The sequence below is a fragment of the Pseudalkalibacillus sp. R45 genome (assembly GCF_052246725.1).
Taxonomy (GTDB): Bacteria; Bacillota; Bacilli; order Bacillales; family Fictibacillaceae; genus Pseudalkalibacillus.
The window spans coordinates 135,245-151,591 of sequence record NZ_JBQQCL010000007.1 but is presented as its reverse complement, the minus strand read 5'-3'; the positions used below and the strand labels follow the sequence as shown (position 1 = coordinate 151,591).

Sequence of the window (16,347 nt, the reverse complement as noted above, 5' to 3'; positions counted from 1 at the left end):
TATTCCAGATCATTGATGGACCGCTCCAGACTCGACTGGCACCTCAACCTCATCCAGGATATCCAGGATCACTTGTCTCTGTGTTTTACGCAATTCACCTTCCATCGAAAGAACAAGACGATGTGATAATACGTATGGAGCAAGTTTCTTACAGTCTTCCGGAACCACATACTCCCTTCCATTGATCCAGGCATATGCTTGCAATGCACGCATGAAAGCTAACGTCCCCCGAGGACTTACACCAACTTCGATATTTTTTGAACGGCGCGTCTCCATGATGATTCTGAGGAGGTACGTCTCGATTTCCTCAGACAGCCGGACTTCTTTAATCATCTTCTGCATCTGAATGATTTCTTCTGGGGTAAAAATAGGTTCTAGATTTTCAATCGGCTCTTCTTTACGATAAGCTCTCATCATCTGTTGCTCCTCGAGTAAAGATGGATAGCCGACGTTCAATTTTAAAAGAAAACGATCCATTTGCGCTTCAGGCAATGGAAAGGTTCCATGTGATTCGATCGGATTCTGTGTCGCCAGTACGATAAACGGATTAGGCAGAGAACTTGTTGTACCATCAATCGTGACCTGCCGCTCTTCCATCACTTCCAAAAGACTCGATTGTGTCCTCGGTGTGGCACGGTTGATTTCATCGGCAAGAAGTACATTCGTCATTACCGGCCCGAATCTTGTTTCAAATTCCCGTGTTTTTGGATTGAGATATTGTATCCCTGTTACATCTGATGGCAATACATCCGGCGTGAATTGAATACGCCCAAATGAACCTGCTATAGATTTTGCGATACTTTTCGCCAGCATCGTCTTCCCAGTGCCGGGCACATCTTCCATCAAAACATGCCCCTTTGCAAGCAATGCAACCAGGATAAGTTCGACACTTTCTTCCTTACCGATCAGAACTTTTCCGATCGATTTTTTCACTTCATTCAGTTTCATCTTCACTTCCATTACTGACATCCCCCTTTTTCTCTATACCTCTTCGGATTGATTGATTCCCATACTTACGATTAAGACGATCCAACGTTTCAAAAAGTTGTTCATCTTTTGTATGTTCTTTATATGAAAACAAGTCCAGTTGTCTGGTTGCACTGCTTTTATCTATAACTTGAGTCGCAGTGATCCCCAACAACCGTACTGGTCGATCATCCCAATGTTCTTTAAAAAGATGATAGGCAATATCAAAAATTTCTTCTTTTTGTTGAATTGGATTTGAAAACGTGTGGCTCCGGGTGATGGTTTTACGGTTTGCATAACGGATGGTGATTTGGATAGAGGTAGTGACGACTTTCTTTCGTTTCAATCGTTGTTCGAGTGACTCAGAAAGTTCTCTCAGTACTTTAGCTGCATTATCAGAATGGAGTATATCACGGGGTAATGTCGTAGAGGTACCTACTGATTTGAACTCACTAGATGCTTCTGGATCTACTGGTCGATCATCAATCCCTCTTGCACGGTTCCACAGTTTCTCGCCATTCCTGCCAAGATGAAGCTTCACTTCATGCTGACTCTTGGATGCTAAGTCACCAATGGTGTAAATATTCACCTCATGGAATTTTTCCATCGTTTTCTTCCCTACACCATGCATTTCTTCAATGGGTAACGGCCATAGTTTTGTTGGCAGTTCCCTCTTTCTCAATATCGTGATTCCCAGCGGCTTTTTCATATCAGAAGCCATTTTCGCCAAAAACTTATTCGGTGCGATCCCGATACTGCACGGTAAATGCTGTTCTTCCATCAAACGATGCTGAATTTCTTTTGCCATTTCGATTGGTGAATACTCAGAAAACCTTTCCGTAATATCCATATAACCTTCGTCAATTGAGATCGGTTCTACTAGATCTGTATACTCCGATAATAAATTGAACATCTTTCGAGAAGCCGTACGATACCGTTCAAAGGAAGGTGGCATGACAATGAGGTTCGGGCACTTCTGTTTTGCCTCCCAAACAGGCATCGTTGTACGTACACCTTTTGCCCTCGCTTCATAGCTGCTCGTGACGACGATCCCTCTCCGTTCTTCGACATTCCCAGCAATGGCAAGCGGTTTGCCACGTAAACTCGGATCACGCGCACATTCTACTGAAGCATAAAAACTGTTCATATCAACATGGAAGATTATTCTAGTTGTTTTGTTCTTTTTCAACATGAACCCCTTCACCTCGAACATAATCGCCAAAATTATTATAGTAAGAATATTTTGAATATTCTATTAAAAGGTGATAGAATGAAGCTATAAAACGGAGGGAGGTAATTTTCATGTACAATCGAATTCGACATTATTCATGTACCCCTTACCCAGCTGTTCAATTGAAGGTCCTGGACTCTTTAGAACAACTGAGGAGCATAAATCAGCGCTCCCCCACGATTTTTGAGCTTTCTATACACATTGGTGTCTCAGTAGAATTGATCATCGAATCAATGGAATTCAGTGGTTATTACAGCGAAGAATCAAACCTCCGAATGTTCCACAGTTGCCACTAACTACCTTTATTCATCGTTTTAGCAGTCTGTTCTGTCCAATCGATGAACTCACTCCCATGGAAATGTTGATTCAACTCCCGGTGAAATTTCACCAAGTTTTCTACAAACTGTCTGTTTTCATTTGAGTTTTCCCCAAAGCTTTCTAGATACTCAAACAATTTATAGGAAAATTGTTTGGATTCTTCGTATTTTTCTTTTCCTTTTTCTGTCAAAACAGCGTATGACACCCTGCGGTCTGAACTCTTTTTAGTTAGGGTGATGAAGCCTTTTTGCTTGAGACGTGTAATGACTTGCATGACAGTAGAAACATCCCACAATCCAATCGTAGCGATTTTCGTTATCGTCGCTTCTTTCTCTAATTGTACGATCCATAGTACGTGCTGTTCAGCCTGGGTAAGCCCAATGCTTCTTGCTGATTTCTGCCACTCTTCTTCCAGTACTTTGTAGGTTCCTCTCAGATAGTTCATCATGATATGTAGATTAGCTAAATTCACTACCAACGCCTCGCTTTCTCTATTCTATTTAATAGGCATTAAAAGGTAGTTTAATATTAACATATATTGTAAGAGTCGACACCTTTCAATGCTTATCTAACAAAATTCGATACCTAGGACCTGTATTTGCCTAGAACCATGGAAGGATATAAAATAAGCAGTTAACTAGGAGAAAGTAAACTGGTGCCGATTCAGCCACCCCTAAAGTACCCCATTTCATACTTCAGGAGCTGATAAAGAATACTTGGTAAAGCCAAGCCTTTGGCGTAGGCTGAGCTTTTGGCGCAGGCTGAGCTTTAGTTGCCCTTATACTGAAGAAAGTTTTTTATACTTTCTTTAAGGGAAAAAAGAAGTTGACCAAATGAAGTCCAACTTCACCAGGTCAACCATGTATCAATTTGATTACTTGGCAGTTCCAACTTCTTCTATGATTCTTACTACAAGTTCCGACGTTTTGACAAGCTCTTCGATCGGCATACGTTCATTGGTAGTATGAATTTCTTCATAACCTACAGCTAAGTTGACTGTTGGAATACCGAATCCAGCTATGATATTGGCGTCACTGCCTCCACCACTTTGTTGAAGCTCAGGTTTTCTTCCGATCTTTTCAACAGCTTGTTTCGCGACTTCCACTACATGGTCACCATGATCGAATTTGAATCCTGGATACATGACCTTGATTTCAACATCGGCTTTACCACCCATTGCTTCAGCTGTACTTTCAAATGCTTCCTTCATCTTCTGTACCTGTGCTTCCATTTTTTCAGGTATTAATGATCTTGCTTCAGCCAAAATATCGACATGATCGATGACGATATTCGTATTCGTTCCTGCACCGCCTTCAAATCGACCAATGTTCGCAGTCGTTTCTTCATCAATCCGACCAAGAGGCATCTTCGCAATCGCCTTAGCTGCAATCGTGATTGCTGAAACACCTTTTTCAGGTGCAACACCTGCATGCGCTGTCTTTCCCTTGATAGCAGCCTTTATTTTTGCTTGAGTCGGTGCTGCTACAATTATGTTCCCAACCTTACCGTCTGAATCGAGAGCAAAGCCGTACTGTGCATCTACATGTGCCGGATCAAGCTCCTTAGCCCCAACTAGGCCTGATTCCTCACCTACAGTAATGACGAACTGGATTTTACCATGAGGGATGTTTTGCTCCTTGAGGACTTTGACTGCCTCGAACATTGCTGCCAACCCTGCCTTGTCATCAGCTCCAAGGATCGTAGTCCCATCGCTTTTGATATAACCATCTTCAATGGATGGCTTAACTCCCTTTCCTGGAAGAACTGTGTCCATGTGGGAAGTGAAATAGATCGAGTCGGCATTATCATTCGTCGCCGGCAATGTGCAAATGAGATTCCCTGCACCATGACCTGTTTTTTCTTTAGCGTCATCTTCAAACACTTCTAAACCCAAATCCGAAAATTTCTGGTTGAGAACCTTTGAGATTTTTTCTTCATGTTTTGTTTCCGAGTCGATTTGGACCAATTCCAGAAACTCTTCAACGATTCTGTCTTGATTGATCATTGTATTCTCCTTTCTTATCTAGCCGATCTATAAAAATGAGATAGCATTATAATGGGATGTTTCCGTGCTTTTTATAAGGACGGTTCACTGTTTTGTTGCGCAGCATATGTAATGCCTGAGTTAACTTGATCCGTGTGTCTCTAGGATCGATGACATCATCGACCATTCCTCTGGCTGCAGCAACGTAAGGATTCGCAAACTTCTCGCGGTATTCCGCAATTTTTTCCTGTCTCATCTGTTCCGGGTTTTCACTATTGTTGATTTCCCGTGCAAAAATGATATTAGCCGCTCCTTCGGGTCCCATCACGGCAATTTCAGCGTTTGGCCAGGCGAACACGAGATCCGCTCCGATTGACTTACTGTTGAGTGCAACATAGGCTCCACCGTATGCTTTTCGTGTTATGACAGTAATCTTGGGGACGGTTGCCTCTGAATAAGCATACAAGATTTTAGCGCCATGCCTTATAATACCCCCATGCTCCTGTTTGATGCCAGGGAAAAACCCTGTAACATCCTCAAATGTAATCAAAGGGATATTGAAACTATCACAGAACCGGATGAACCGAGCTACTTTATCAGATGAATCGATATCCAAACCGCCAGCCATTACTTTAGGCTGATTACAAATCAATCCGATGGCTTCACCGTTTATTCTGCCGAATCCGACCACGATATTCTTGGCAAAATCCTTGTGTACTTCCATGAATGAATCTTCATCCACAACCTCTAGGATAACATTTCTTACATCATAAGGGCGAATCGTTTCAAAAGGTACGACATCCGCAAGGTTTTCCCGATAATCGGATTCACTCTCGACTTGCTTCGGTTCAGGGCGCTCTTCACTATTTTGCGGTAAGTATTCGAGCAGGTGACGGACTTCTTCTAACACTTCTTGTTCTGTCGGTGCAGTAAAGTGGGCATTTCCGCTTTTCGTACCATGTACCTTTGCTCCGCCCAAGTCTTCTGAACTGATTTTTTCACCAGTAACGGTCTCGATGACTTTCGGTCCTGTTATGAACATTTGGCTTGTCTTCTCAACCATGAACACGAAATCCGTGATGGCAGGTGAATAGACAGCACCGCCTGCACAAGGGCCTAAAATGACAGAAATCTGCGGGATGACCCCGGAGTAAATCGAATTTCGATAAAAGATCTGGCCATAACCATCAAGAGAAACGACACCTTCCTGGATCCGCGCACCACCTGAATCATTTAGACCGATGAAAGGGGCTCCATTTTCTGCAGCTAAATCCATCACCTTTGCAATCTTTTGAGCATGCATTTCTCCTAAGGCTCCACCGAAAACGGTGAAATCCTGGGCGAACAAATAAACAGGTCTGCCATGGATGGTTCCATATCCAGTGACAACTCCCTCACCCGGTGCGTGATTTTTATCCATACCGAAATCAGAGCTGCGGTGTTCGATGAATGCATTAATTTCCACAAAGCTGTCTTTATCTAGAAGTAGATCGATCCGTTCCCTTGCAGTAAGCTTCCCTTTTTCATGCTGCTTTTCGATCCGTTCATCACCGCCCCCCATTTCAACCTGGCGGCGTCGATCATAAAGTTCATTGATTTTATCATAGATGTCCATTCCTACAAACGCTCCTTCGATGGTTTCTCACATAATTCATAAAGTACACCATTTGTTGATTTTGGATGCATAAAAGCAATCGAGGCGCCTCCTGCTCCCGGTTTAGGTGTATCATGAATCATCTGAATCCCCTTCTGTTTAATTTCCTCAATGCGGTCTTTTATGTTCACTACACCTAATGCAACGTGGTGGATTCCCGAGCCACGCTTTTCTAAAAACGATCGGATCGGGCTTGATTCGGAAGTCGGTTCCAACAGCTCGAGCTTGACGTTTCCGGCATTTACAAACGCTACCTTCACCGCTTCTGAAGAAACTTCTTCAATGCCTTCTAATTTTAGCTGTAGTATATCTAAATAAAAAGGCAATGATTCATCAAGAGATTCTACTGCAATACCAATGTGATCGATTTTTTGGACGATATTCACTGGGGTTTCCACTGAAATCCCATCACGCTGGTATACAACTTTTTCAATATATTTTGCGGTTTCGATTGACGGGGTTCCTGGTGTAAAGATTTTCTTTATGCCTTGCTCCTCTAAAAACGGAATGTCTTCCCAAGGGATCACCCCTCCACCGATGACGATGATATCATCAGCACCTTGACCTTTCAATCCTTTCACAATCTCAGGAAAAAGATCATTGTGGGCACCGGATAGGCAGGACAAACCGATTGCATCAACATCCTCTTGTATCGCTGAGGCGACGATTTGTTCAGGTGTTTGTCTTAGACCTGTATAAATGACCTCCATCCCATAGTCACGCAGTGCTTGAGATATGATCAATGCTCCGCGATCGTGACCATCAAGACCTGGTTTTGCAATCAAAACACGTATTTTCTTTTTCATCTCCACTACCTCCGTATACCTGCCAGGATGTCAGTCAGGCAGGTTTAGTCACAGTTGTATAATTCTTTAGGCTCTATTAAAGGACTGGTAAAACATAAAATTAAATACCTGTAAATTCACCGAATTCTTCACGAAGCACGCCACATATTTCTCCAATTGTACAATAGGAACGGACACATTCAACGATATGAGGCATAAGGTTTTCAGAAGCTTGGGCTGCTTTATGCAATTCATCTAACTGAGCGCTCGCTCGTTGTTGATTTCTATTACTCCGTACTTCGCCTAGCTTCCTTACCTGGTTCGCGCTCAATTCAGGATCCAATCGATGCAATTCCGGTTTTGGCTCGTCATCCAATTGATATGCATTCATACCAACGACGATCTGCTCTCCTTTTTCAATCGCTTTTTGTGTTTCATATGCGGTGTGATGAATTTCTCGCTGCATGTATCCCTGTTCGACAGCTGAGACAGCACCGCCGAGTTCTTTGATTTTTTCCAGATAAAGATTCGCTTCGTTTTCAAGTTCATCTGTCAGGGATTCTACATAATAAGAACCTGCAAGTGGATCAACTGTATCCGCTACACCATTTTCATTGGCAAGAATCTGCTGTGTCCGTAAAGCAATTCTAGCAGATTCTTCTGTCGGAAGGGCCAGTGCTTCGTCACGTGAATTGGTATGCAAGCTTTGCGTTCCTCCCAATATTGCGGAAAGTGCTTGTACTGTTACACGGACAACATTGTTGTCTGGCTGCTGGGCTGTCAATGTTGAACCGCCGGTTTGAGTATGGAACCGAAGTTGCCAGCTCTTCGGATTCTTTGCCTGATACGTTTCTTTCATGATATTTGCCCACATTCTCCGTGCCGCTCTGAATTTAGCAATTTCTTCAAAAAACTCATTATGCGCATTAAAAAAGAAAGCTAGACGAGGTGCAAACTGATCGATATCAAGACCAGCTTCTAGAGCAGCTTCAACATATGCTTTTCCATTCGCAATTGTGAAAGCTAATTCCTGTGCTGCTGTTGCACCAGCCTCACGTATGTGATAACCCGAGATGCTGATTGTGTTCCATCGAGGTACATTTTCAGCACAGTATGCGAAAATATCTGTAATCAAGCGCATTGATGGCTTCGGTGGAAATATATACGTCCCTCTCGCGATGTATTCTTTCAATATATCATTCTGAATGGTTCCAGAAATTTTCTCTGGAGATACTCCTTGTTTTTCTGCTACTACGATGTACATTGCCAATAGGACAGCTGCCGGGGCATTGATTGTCATTGACGTACTTACTTTTTCCAACGGAATATCTTTCAATAATGCTTCCATGTCTTCTAGAGAGTCGATAGCAACCCCGACTTTTCCAACCTCTCCTCTTGACATGGCGTGGTCTGAATCGTACCCGATCTGAGTAGGAAGATCGAATGCTACAGATAATCCAGTTTGTCCTTGATCCAGAAGGTAACGGAACCGCTTGTTCGTTTCTTCTGCAGACCCGAAACCTGCATACTGACGCATCGTCCAATGTCTCGCACGGTACATTGTTGGTTGGATCCCTCTTGTAAAAGGATATTGACCCGGCAGGCCGAGTTTCTCCATATATGTTGAATCTAACTGTTCTGGAAGGTATAGTCTTTCAATATCGATACTGGATGAAGTCTTGAACGCTTCCTTACGTTCTGGAAATCGATTCATCAACTTTTTTGTTGTTTCTTGCCACTCTTTGTAAGCTTGCTCAAACCCTTTTTCATGTTCCATTCTAGAAGCCTCCTTTTGCATACATGTTTACCACCTACTTCACTTCTCTATGAAAGCGGTTAACTCCTGCATTTTCTCGAAAAAACTCGACACGCTTTGCGCTTGTACCGCCAAACTTTTCTCTGTACAATAAGATGTAAGAATCTTAGGAGGTAATCGTAATGCGTAACAAATGGATGAAAATCATGATTTATCTGATGATCATCGCCATGTGCATTTCACTTCTCGCAAATGTTGCATTCATGTTTTAACCTTGATCGCTTGGAAGGCTAAGCAAGTCTCGACAAGCTTAAAGAGGATAAAAGGCGTTTCAATCGGCAATGATGATTGAAAATGGAGAAGTCAGACAGAAAGGAGCGTGTGATGTGATGTCAGAACAATTCCAGGAATTGAAAAACATTTTTTCCAGAACTGAGGATGCTTTGAACGTTTTCATGGGTATCCTTGAACCAACAATTGAAAATGCTAAAGACGAACATGAAAGGCTCTATTTCCATCACATTTATGAAGAAGAAGAACATCGTCAGGATCGATTGACAATGTTGAACCCAAAGCTCGATCATTTCATCAATAATCCTGAGACTTCCCATCCTTCAAATCATGAATTCGTAAGAGTCCTACAGGATATCAGCCTTGAAAAATTCGGTCTTCATAATTTCTTAGAGCATTTGGATCTCGCATTATTTCAGTTTAAAGATACAGAACACGAATCAAGTCTGCAAAGCTTGCGGGACATGACCAATGAAGATTACCAAACCATCAAAACAATGTTGGATGACTTGAATGATCAGTTTGAAGGGGTCGTAAGTACAGCAGCATCGATTCCAACAGATGAAAAGGAAGGCAAAGCAGGTCACGTGAAAGTGGATCTGTACACATCCCAAACTTCAGATCAAAATTTAAACGCTATAACAGAGCCTGAGCCTGAAAAAGGAAGACGCTACAAAAAAGGACTTACAGTCGGAAGCCTTAAAGGGAGGTAAATAATTATGAACAAAGTTGACGTATTTGCAGATTCTCCATTAAGTGATCGTGATTGGCAGCAGTTGGATTCCACAATCATGGACAGTATCAAAAGACAACTGATCGGGAGACGTTTCATCGATATTTATGGTCCACTTGGTCAAGGTGTGCAAACAGTCACCAATGATGTATATGAAGAGAAAGAACTTGGATCGATGGGCTATCATGGTGAAAACCTCCAGCTATCTGAACCAACGAAACGTGTGAACCTCACCATTCCTTTACTGTATAAAGATTTTATCCTCTACTGGCGTGATATTGAACAAGCGAAAACGCTCGATATCCCAGTCGATTTCTCTGCTGCCGCTAATGCTGCTGCCCAGTCGGCCCTTCTAGAAGATGACATGATTTTCAATGGGGCGAAAAAGTTTGATATAGAAGGCTTGATGAATGTAAAAGGAAGGTTGACCCACATTCGTGAGGATTGGATGAAATCAGGTAATGCATTCACGGATATCGTAGAAGCACGAAACAAACTTCTTAAAATGGGGCATAGCGGACCCTATGCTTTAGTTCTCTCCCCTTCCCTCTATGCATTGATTCACCGTGTGCATGAAGGGACACATGTACTCGAGATTGAACACATCCGGGAGCTTGTAACGGATGGGATTTACCAATCACCTGTCATAAAAGAAGATTCTGGTGTCCTGGTCGCTACAGGCCGTGAAAACCTGGATCTCGCAATTGCTGAAGATTTCGATTCAGCCTTCATGGATACTGAACATATGAACTATTTATTCCGTGTGTATGAAAGCTCAGTTCTTCGGATCAAGCGTCCGTCAGCAATCTGTACACTTGATGCACCAACAAAAAAGTAGAATCCTGAATGGGATTCTACTTTTTTCTAAGCGATTTTGAATGTATTTTTAAGTGGCTGCTTTTTCAAATGTGTCAGTTCTGCTTCTTGTTCGATTACGTCTTCACCGATATCATTGATGATTGCAGCGACCTCTTCTTCAAATATTGGTGTACAAGCACCTTCATTGATTTCACATAACCGTTTCAGATAGTCGAGACGTTGACTGGTTTTAAGCTCTTTATAGTGATTGTTTTTCAATTCTTGAATCGGACAGTGGCGACAAGACGCCATCATACTGATATCTTTTACGTTGACAATGTATTTTTCACCGTCATCGGTAATGAATCCAATCGAATAGAATGTGGAACCAGAAAAATCAATGTTCGTAATGACTGGATATGTAAATTCTTCACCAGTACTCAAACGTATACGACTTGCTTCAATTGCTCCACCAATTTTTCGCTCGTTCGTCAAAAGTGTATGCATGTCAGTGAAGCCATTTACATCGTATCCCATTTGAAAAGCCTCCTATCAGTAATTATGATAATCATTCTCAACGATATTTATTCTCATTTTAAGTGAAAATCATTCTCAAGTCAATAACATTTTATAATTGTTTCTTTTTGCGAAAATTCATACCCTTTTCTAGGGTCTTGTCGCGACTAAACGCTACAAAGAAAAAAAGGAGGATCCCTTTATCATGAAAAAGGCTTTGACCGTTGGTTCCTTAAAGTCACAATCCGCCCCTGCGGCTGCAAGTGAAAATGATGCTCCTCAAAAAGCTGAAAAGGCTTCGTCCAATGTGGCGGAACCTCACGAAAACCATCCGGTACCTACTCTATATTTTATCCAAAATGGATCAGCATATTCGGTTCGACCAGATAAAGACATGACACTACTTGACTCCGCACTACAGCAAGGCAATGAGCTTGATTTCAAATGTAAAAAAGGGACATGCGGCAGATGCAAAGTCCAGCTATTGAAAGGAAAGACCATACTTACCGAGCCTAATGATCAGGAAAAAGAGAAACTTGATAATTTAATCAATCAAGGATTCCGACTTGCATGCCAGACTCGCCTTAAATAAGATTATCGAGTGGATGATTTCTATTCTAAAATGTGTTCTTCTTTTGCGATTTGTTCAAACGGCTTTTTCGTATCGACGATCAGGACTTTGGTGCCCAAAGGGACATGATCATACAACCATATGATATCATCCTCATAAAAACGGACACAGCCGGCTGTGATAAAATGGCCGATCGCTTTTGGTGTATTTGTTCCATGAAGACCATACGTCCTTCCATCAGTATCTTTTGCATCAAACCCGATCCACCGTGATCCTAGAGGATTATCTGGATCCCCGCCTGGAATGTCCTTTTTGCGATAATAAGGATCGACAGCTTTAACGATGATGTTGAATTCTCCTTCAGGTGTCAAATCCTTGGATTTTCCTGTAGCGACACGCCCCGTTTTATCGATTTCTCCCTCGCTGATATAAGCAAAGGTATTATTGGCTTTATTGACGATAACATAAGGGTCCCCAGGCAAAGGGTTTTCTCCGAGCGGCCAAATCGGTGAAATCATGAAAATAAAAGAAGCTAGAAATAGTGATAGTTGTCCCATACCATGATCCTCCCTCGTCAAACTTTTCTTCATTAGTTTGCCAAGAGGATGACTGGATTAATCACTAATCTCTAGCTTTAAAATATCTCTTCAAAATCAAGTATTGTTCCATTTCAAGTAAAAAATAATGGAGTGAGGACCTGGTTTCAAACTCATCCCGATCCTTAGGAAGGTCCATGTTGCGAAAGGTCGTCCTCATTCTTTCAAGCTCATCAAGGAATCTTTGTGCCGTATTCCCAGGGTGGATTGCGTCAGCTAAATCATCAAGGAAATCTGCTATCCGGAAGCTTTGGACGTAGGTATGATCTAGTGATGTAATGACCGGCATCACCCGACCGAGGATCTCGTACTGCTTTTCCCTCATTTTAAAATAGTTATAGTATTGGTTCTCATGCCTTGTCAGATGGTTTTCGACATCACGGAAAGCGAGACTTTTCGCCTCTTTAATCAGCCTGTCCACAGTCACGATCTCTTTTCCATCCCAATCGCTTTCCCCTTCTCTCAGAAACCTCGAGAATTCTTTGAGGATCGTTTCAAAATTCTTTTCCACATCGTCTTGATACTTTTTCAATTGAAATTCCATACTCGGCATATACAGGTTCATCACAAGCGCCATTCCGATACCGATAATGATGATGGCAAGTTCGTTAAGTACGATCGAAACAGAAAAATCCTTGATCATCAGGAAATGAAGGATGATGACCGCGCTTGTTATCACACCTTCCTTCAATTTGAGTGCCACAAGAGTTGGTATAAAAGCTAATAGTAGCAGTCCGAGCACGAGCGGATGATAGGCGATTCCTTCAAAAAAGAGGAATGCAAAACCAATGCCGATCAAGCATGCCGCAAATCGTTCCCATGAACTGACGATTGATTTCTTTTTCGTCACTTTGATACAGAGAACCGCAAGTATACCCGCTGATATGTAAAATTCTAGCTGGAAAGCCTGGGCGATTAAAATAGCCAATGGTGCAGCAATCGCAGTTTTCAATGTACGATAGCCAATCGGAAATGACATGGCATTGCCTCCTTTCATTCTGTAGATGTTGATTTTATTAGATGTGTGGAGACCTACTATTGAATAAGAACTGGTTCCAGAATCATATCCTATTGTAAACCATACCCCTAGTTTTCGTGAAATAAAGACACCCTATGTAGTGAAAATCGAAGCAGACATGTGATTTTCAAGGATGGAAGGAATTCACATCGAGGCGGTATGTTCGTTTACTTTCTATCGGCCAAACGACGCAATTCGTAAAATGTCGTGCGAAAGGGCAATGTGAATCAAAGCTCTAAAAAAGCAAAAAAACCCGCTTCCGCCGGTTTTATAAAGTAGTATGGCGCGCCCACCAGGATTCGAACCCAGAATACGAGAGCCGAAATCTCGTGTGATATCCATTTCACTATGGACGCATTTATTTTGGACAGGACTTTAGTTTACGGCATATCGCCATCACTGTCAAGATTCAGATAATGAGACTTTGCCAGGCAAACAATCCTTTTAAGATTAATTTCTTTTCTAAAAGATTATTGCTTTTGAGTCATTTTTAAAAACTCATCTTGTTAAAGTTGATTGGAGAACAAGGTGCGAGACTCCTCGAAAATGAAAATTGCATTTTCTTCGTACGATGTAACGCTGCCGAAGCTTTCCTTGTCCTGCGGGATCAGCGTGCCTACTACCTGAATAATCTCCTCGAAAGGCATGCGACGAGGAAGCTCGCATCGACAGGACTTTCTTGTAGACGAAGGAGCACAAATGCTTCCTTGAAAAGGAGACTCCTGAGGTCGCAAGGCGACGAGTGGGTTCACCGCACGCCCCGCGGAAAGCGAGCGTCCTGGAGCGGAAATCAACCACTTTTAAAGAAAACTTGGCGAGACCAAGCCTGTTGTAGGTCGAGCCTTAGTTGCCCTTATACTGAAGAAAGTATTTTATACTTTCTTTAAGTGCAAGAGCAACAAAGTTTGCGAAAACATCCTAAGATTAAAAGGAAATGCCACCGGACAAATGCCGGTGACACGTATCTTAACAATGTTCTTTGAATGCATCTTGTAATTTGTGAACTACTTCGATCGGTTCAGATCCTTCAATTTCATGACGCTCAACCATCGCCATCAATTTTCCATCCTTCAGCAATGCAAATGATGGCGATGACGGAGGATATCCTGTAAAGTAGGATCTCGCTTTTTCAGTCGCAGGCTTATCTTGGCCAGCAAATACCGTCACTGCATGATCGGGTTTAACATCACTTTTATGCAAGGCGTAACCAGCAGCAGGTCTTGCTATTCCTCCTGCACAACCACATACGGAGTTCACCAGTACCAGGGTCGTACCTTCTTTACCAAATGCCGCTTCTACCTCTTCAGGGGTCGTCAATTCAGCAAATCCTGCTTCTTTCGCTTCATTACGTGCAGTCACAACCACATCATTCATGAACATGTTGAAATTCATATTCAATACCATCCACACCCTTCCGTAACCTGTTACCTACTATTTTATTCGAAAGGAAGGGTGTATCGCAAATTTCCAGATTCCCTGAACAGCAAAAAAAGCTATTTCTAAAAGATTGTTGCTTTTGAGTTATTTTAAAAAAACCCCCTTATGCAATTTGATTGGAGAGCAAGGTGCGACACTCCTCGAAAATGAAAATCGCATTTTCTTCGTGCGATGTAACTCTGCCGAAGTTTTCCTTGTCCTGTGGGATCAGCGTGCCTACTACCTGAATAATCTCCTCGCAAGGCATGCGACGAGGAAGCTCGCTTCGACAGGACTTTCTTGTAGAGGCAGGAGCACAAATGCTTCCTTGATAAGGAGACTCCCCATGTCGCAAGGCGACGAGTGAGCTCACCACACGCCCCGCGGAAAGCGAGCATCCTGGAACGGAAATCAACAACTTTTAAAGAAAACTTGGCGAGACCATGCCTTTTGTAGGTCGAGCCTTAGTTGCCCTTATACTGAAGAAAGTATTTTATACTTTCTTTAAGTGCAAGAGCAACAAAGTTTGCGAATACAGCAAAAAAAAAAGCAAGCACTAGGCTCACTTTAGAAAGGGGGTTAGGGGGTATAGAGGTGTTGTACTATTTATTTACCCCGTTCCCAATATTTAAAACTTTTTTCCATAAATTTTTATTTGTTCAAGGCTTTTTTTAATGTGGCCAAATTTTCTTCCATGACACTAATGTAATCTTCATTTTGATCCATCTGTTCTTCAGTAAGTGACTCCAGATTGCTCAAGTATAATGCCTCCGCGTCCACTTCTTTCTGAATCATCTTCGCAACACTTGAGGTAATGTTTTTTTCGAATATGATATAAGGAACATCGTTTTCCTTGGCAAAGTCGATTATTGCTTGCGCTTCTTTTTGTGAAGGTTCATGTGAAGGCGATGTACCTGCTACAGATATTTGTTTGAAACCATATCTCTCTTCCCAGTTTCCGTAAGCATTATGTGCAACGATGAACTCTTTGCGTTGCGCGTTTTCAGCAAGCTCCTTGAATTCCTGATCAAGTTCCTCCAGGTCACTTTTCAACGCCTTAAAATTTGCTTCGTATGCTTCTTTGTTGTCTGGTTGTTGCTTGATCATTTCATCTTTTATCATATGAGCCATCTCGATTGCATAGACAGGATCGAGCCATAGGTGAGGATCGATCTCTCCATGTTCATGATCATCGTGCTCGTGATGTTCATCCTCATGACCGTCTTCGTGTTCTGTTTCATCCTCGGTAATATGAGCTGATGCATTCAAAAAGGTAACATCCTGGCTTTTTAAAGATTTTTTCGCCTTTCCGACGAACCCCTCGAAACCAGCACCATTATAGATGAGCAGATCTGCTTTAGAAATATTGATCAGTTCTTTCGTCGTCGGTTCATATGTGTGACCATCTGTGCCTGGAGGGATGATGGACTCTACGTTTACGGAATCCCCCCCGATTCTTTCCGCAAAATATTGTAAAGGATAAATGGACGTATAAATTATAAAATCAGTACCCTTTTCGCCTTCTATGTTTGAATCATTTTGGCCGCATCCTGAAATGATGAAGGCGAACATGAGTAAAAATGTGAGTATTCGCACTGCTGCCGCTCCTTTCGTAATGATTCCGATTTATTTTCAGAGCACTATTTATTATATCGTAACCATTACGATTTTCAACAATTTTTATTATATTTATAGTATTAAAAACTAGAATTGT

General features: G+C 42.1%; 19 protein-coding genes and 1 tRNA gene. 5 read left to right on the top strand and 15 right to left on the bottom strand.

Annotation, left to right across the window (positions count from 1 at the left end):
• Positions 1–9 precede the first annotated feature (9 nt).
• A complete protein-coding gene (locus ACTWQL_RS14005) occupies positions 10–960 on the bottom strand; it encodes an AAA family ATPase (RefSeq protein ID WP_443143047.1) in 951 nt (316 codons plus the stop codon).
• Entirely contained in the window at positions 935–2,158 is a 1,224-nt protein-coding gene (locus tag ACTWQL_RS14000; protein WP_443143046.1) for a DNA polymerase IV, read from the bottom strand. Before ACTWQL_RS14000 ends, ACTWQL_RS14005 begins: the two co-directional genes overlap by 26 nt.
• Positions 2,159–2,268: 110 nt before the next feature.
• Between ACTWQL_RS14000 and ACTWQL_RS13995 the strand changes: the two genes are divergently transcribed.
• Complete coding sequence (locus ACTWQL_RS13995; RefSeq protein WP_443143045.1) at positions 2,269–2,493, top strand: hypothetical protein; 225 nt, start codon at positions 2,269–2,271, stop codon at positions 2,491–2,493.
• Here ACTWQL_RS13995 and ACTWQL_RS13990 read toward each other — a convergent pair.
• From ACTWQL_RS13990 to ACTWQL_RS13970, 5 genes are all read right to left on the bottom strand, one after another.
• Positions 2,490–2,987: a MarR family winged helix-turn-helix transcriptional regulator gene (locus tag ACTWQL_RS13990; protein WP_443143044.1), complete on the bottom strand. Its 498-nt coding sequence runs from the start codon at positions 2,985–2,987 to the stop codon at positions 2,490–2,492. The two genes, ACTWQL_RS13995 and ACTWQL_RS13990, sit on opposite strands and share 4 nt — an antisense overlap.
• A gap of 402 nt (positions 2,988–3,389) precedes the next feature.
• Entirely contained in the window at positions 3,390–4,520 is a 1,131-nt protein-coding gene (locus ACTWQL_RS13985) for a M20/M25/M40 family metallo-hydrolase (protein WP_443143043.1), read from the bottom strand.
• A gap of 46 nt (positions 4,521–4,566) precedes the next feature.
• Complete coding sequence (locus tag ACTWQL_RS13980) at positions 4,567–6,114, bottom strand: acyl-CoA carboxylase subunit beta (RefSeq protein ID WP_443143042.1); 1,548 nt, start codon at positions 6,112–6,114, stop codon at positions 4,567–4,569.
• 2 nt (positions 6,115–6,116) lie between these two features.
• A complete protein-coding gene (gene mce, locus ACTWQL_RS13975) occupies positions 6,117–6,959 on the bottom strand; it encodes a methylmalonyl-CoA epimerase (RefSeq protein WP_443143041.1) in 843 nt (280 codons plus the stop codon).
• A gap of 100 nt (positions 6,960–7,059) precedes the next feature.
• Entirely contained in the window at positions 7,060–8,715 is a 1,656-nt protein-coding gene (locus tag ACTWQL_RS13970; RefSeq protein WP_443143040.1) for an acyl-CoA mutase large subunit family protein, read from the bottom strand.
• A gap of 161 nt (positions 8,716–8,876) precedes the next feature.
• Between ACTWQL_RS13970 and prli42 the strand changes: the two genes are divergently transcribed.
• The 3 genes from prli42 (at position 8,877) to ACTWQL_RS13955 (ending at position 10,556) form a co-directional block, all read left to right on the top strand.
• Positions 8,877–8,966 (top strand): stressosome-associated protein Prli42, encoded by a 90-nt coding sequence (gene prli42, locus ACTWQL_RS13965; RefSeq protein ID WP_221565450.1) that lies wholly within the window; start codon positions 8,877–8,879, stop codon positions 8,964–8,966.
• A 117-nt stretch (positions 8,967–9,083) separates the two neighbouring features.
• Positions 9,084–9,698 (top strand): IMEF encapsulin system ferritin-like cargo protein, encoded by a 615-nt coding sequence (locus ACTWQL_RS13960; RefSeq protein ID WP_443143039.1) that lies wholly within the window; start codon positions 9,084–9,086, stop codon positions 9,696–9,698.
• A 6-nt stretch (positions 9,699–9,704) separates the two neighbouring features.
• A complete protein-coding gene (locus ACTWQL_RS13955; protein WP_261129348.1) occupies positions 9,705–10,556 on the top strand; it encodes a family 1 encapsulin nanocompartment shell protein in 852 nt (283 codons plus the stop codon).
• A 26-nt stretch (positions 10,557–10,582) separates the two neighbouring features.
• Here ACTWQL_RS13955 and ACTWQL_RS13950 read toward each other — a convergent pair whose 3' ends face one another.
• Positions 10,583–11,053: a hypothetical protein gene (locus ACTWQL_RS13950; protein WP_443143038.1), complete on the bottom strand. Its 471-nt coding sequence runs from the start codon at positions 11,051–11,053 to the stop codon at positions 10,583–10,585.
• A gap of 184 nt (positions 11,054–11,237) precedes the next feature.
• Here ACTWQL_RS13950 and ACTWQL_RS13945 point away from each other — a divergent pair, with 184 nt between their 5' ends.
• Positions 11,238–11,624: a 2Fe-2S iron-sulfur cluster-binding protein gene (locus ACTWQL_RS13945; protein ID WP_443143037.1), complete on the top strand. Its 387-nt coding sequence runs from the start codon at positions 11,238–11,240 to the stop codon at positions 11,622–11,624.
• Between the two features lie 20 nt (positions 11,625–11,644).
• On the opposite strand, the gene ACTWQL_RS13940 is transcribed toward ACTWQL_RS13945, so the two are convergent.
• The 7 genes from ACTWQL_RS13940 to ACTWQL_RS13910 all read right to left on the bottom strand — a co-directional run bounded on the left by ACTWQL_RS13940 (position 11,645) and on the right by ACTWQL_RS13910 (position 16,229).
• Positions 11,645–12,160 carry a L,D-transpeptidase gene (locus ACTWQL_RS13940; RefSeq protein ID WP_443143036.1) on the bottom strand — a complete coding sequence of 172 codons (516 nt, stop codon included), beginning with the start codon at positions 12,158–12,160 and terminating at the stop codon, positions 11,645–11,647.
• Between the two features lie 64 nt (positions 12,161–12,224).
• Positions 12,225–13,178: an aromatic acid exporter family protein gene (locus ACTWQL_RS13935; RefSeq protein ID WP_443143035.1), complete on the bottom strand. Its 954-nt coding sequence runs from the start codon at positions 13,176–13,178 to the stop codon at positions 12,225–12,227.
• A 320-nt stretch (positions 13,179–13,498) separates the two neighbouring features.
• Positions 13,499–13,573: transfer RNA gene (locus ACTWQL_RS13930), tRNA-Arg, on the bottom strand.
• Positions 13,574–13,723: 150 nt separating this feature from the next.
• The gene (locus ACTWQL_RS13925; protein WP_443143034.1) at positions 13,724–13,864 is read right to left on the bottom strand and encodes a hypothetical protein; all 141 of its coding nucleotides are present in this window, start codon (positions 13,862–13,864) and stop codon (positions 13,724–13,726) included.
• Between the two features lie 319 nt (positions 13,865–14,183).
• Positions 14,184–14,615 (bottom strand): BrxA/BrxB family bacilliredoxin, encoded by a 432-nt coding sequence (locus ACTWQL_RS13920; protein WP_443143122.1) that lies wholly within the window; start codon positions 14,613–14,615, stop codon positions 14,184–14,186.
• A 142-nt stretch (positions 14,616–14,757) separates the two neighbouring features.
• The gene (locus ACTWQL_RS13915) at positions 14,758–14,901 is read right to left on the bottom strand and encodes a hypothetical protein (protein ID WP_443143033.1); all 144 of its coding nucleotides are present in this window, start codon (positions 14,899–14,901) and stop codon (positions 14,758–14,760) included.
• 383 nt (positions 14,902–15,284) lie between these two features.
• Positions 15,285–16,229, bottom strand: coding sequence for a metal ABC transporter solute-binding protein, Zn/Mn family (locus tag ACTWQL_RS13910; RefSeq protein WP_443143032.1), 945 nt, complete (start codon positions 16,227–16,229; stop codon positions 15,285–15,287).
• Positions 16,230–16,347: the final 118 nt, after the last annotated feature.

Bases quoted from the DNA above. Each gene is read 5' to 3' on its own strand.
- ACTWQL_RS13915 (WP_443143033.1), bottom strand. From the start codon at position 14,901: ATGCCTTGCGAGGAGATTATTCAGGTAGTAGGCACGCTGATCCCACAG.
- ACTWQL_RS14000 (WP_443143046.1), bottom strand. From the start codon at position 2,158: ATGTTGAAAAAGAACAAAACAACTAGAATAATCTTCCATGTTGATATG.
- ACTWQL_RS13955 (WP_261129348.1), top strand. From the start codon at position 9,705: ATGAACAAAGTTGACGTATTTGCAGATTCTCCATTAAGTGATCGTGAT.
- ACTWQL_RS13940 (WP_443143036.1), bottom strand. From the start codon at position 12,160: ATGGGACAACTATCACTATTTCTAGCTTCTTTTATTTTCATGATTTCA.
- ACTWQL_RS13980 (WP_443143042.1), bottom strand. From the start codon at position 6,114: ATGGACATCTATGATAAAATCAATGAACTTTATGATCGACGCCGCCAG.
- mce (WP_443143041.1), bottom strand. From the start codon at position 6,959: ATGAAAAAGAAAATACGTGTTTTGATTGCAAAACCAGGTCTTGATGGT.
- ACTWQL_RS14005 (WP_443143047.1), bottom strand. From the start codon at position 960: ATGGAAGTGAAGATGAAACTGAATGAAGTGAAAAAATCGATCGGAAAA.
- ACTWQL_RS13925 (WP_443143034.1), bottom strand. From the start codon at position 13,864: ATGCCTTTCGAGGAGATTATTCAGGTAGTAGGCACGCTGATCCCGCAG.
- ACTWQL_RS13985 (WP_443143043.1), bottom strand. From the start codon at position 4,520: ATGATCAATCAAGACAGAATCGTTGAAGAGTTTCTGGAATTGGTCCAA.
- ACTWQL_RS13950 (WP_443143038.1), bottom strand. From the start codon at position 11,053: ATGGGATACGATGTAAATGGCTTCACTGACATGCATACACTTTTGACG.
- ACTWQL_RS13960 (WP_443143039.1), top strand. From the start codon at position 9,084: ATGTCAGAACAATTCCAGGAATTGAAAAACATTTTTTCCAGAACTGAG.
- ACTWQL_RS13995 (WP_443143045.1), top strand. From the start codon at position 2,269: ATGTACAATCGAATTCGACATTATTCATGTACCCCTTACCCAGCTGTT.
- ACTWQL_RS13935 (WP_443143035.1), bottom strand. From the start codon at position 13,178: ATGTCATTTCCGATTGGCTATCGTACATTGAAAACTGCGATTGCTGCA.
- ACTWQL_RS13945 (WP_443143037.1), top strand. From the start codon at position 11,238: ATGAAAAAGGCTTTGACCGTTGGTTCCTTAAAGTCACAATCCGCCCCT.
- ACTWQL_RS13970 (WP_443143040.1), bottom strand. From the start codon at position 8,715: ATGGAACATGAAAAAGGGTTTGAGCAAGCTTACAAAGAGTGGCAAGAA.
- prli42 (WP_221565450.1), top strand. From the start codon at position 8,877: ATGCGTAACAAATGGATGAAAATCATGATTTATCTGATGATCATCGCC.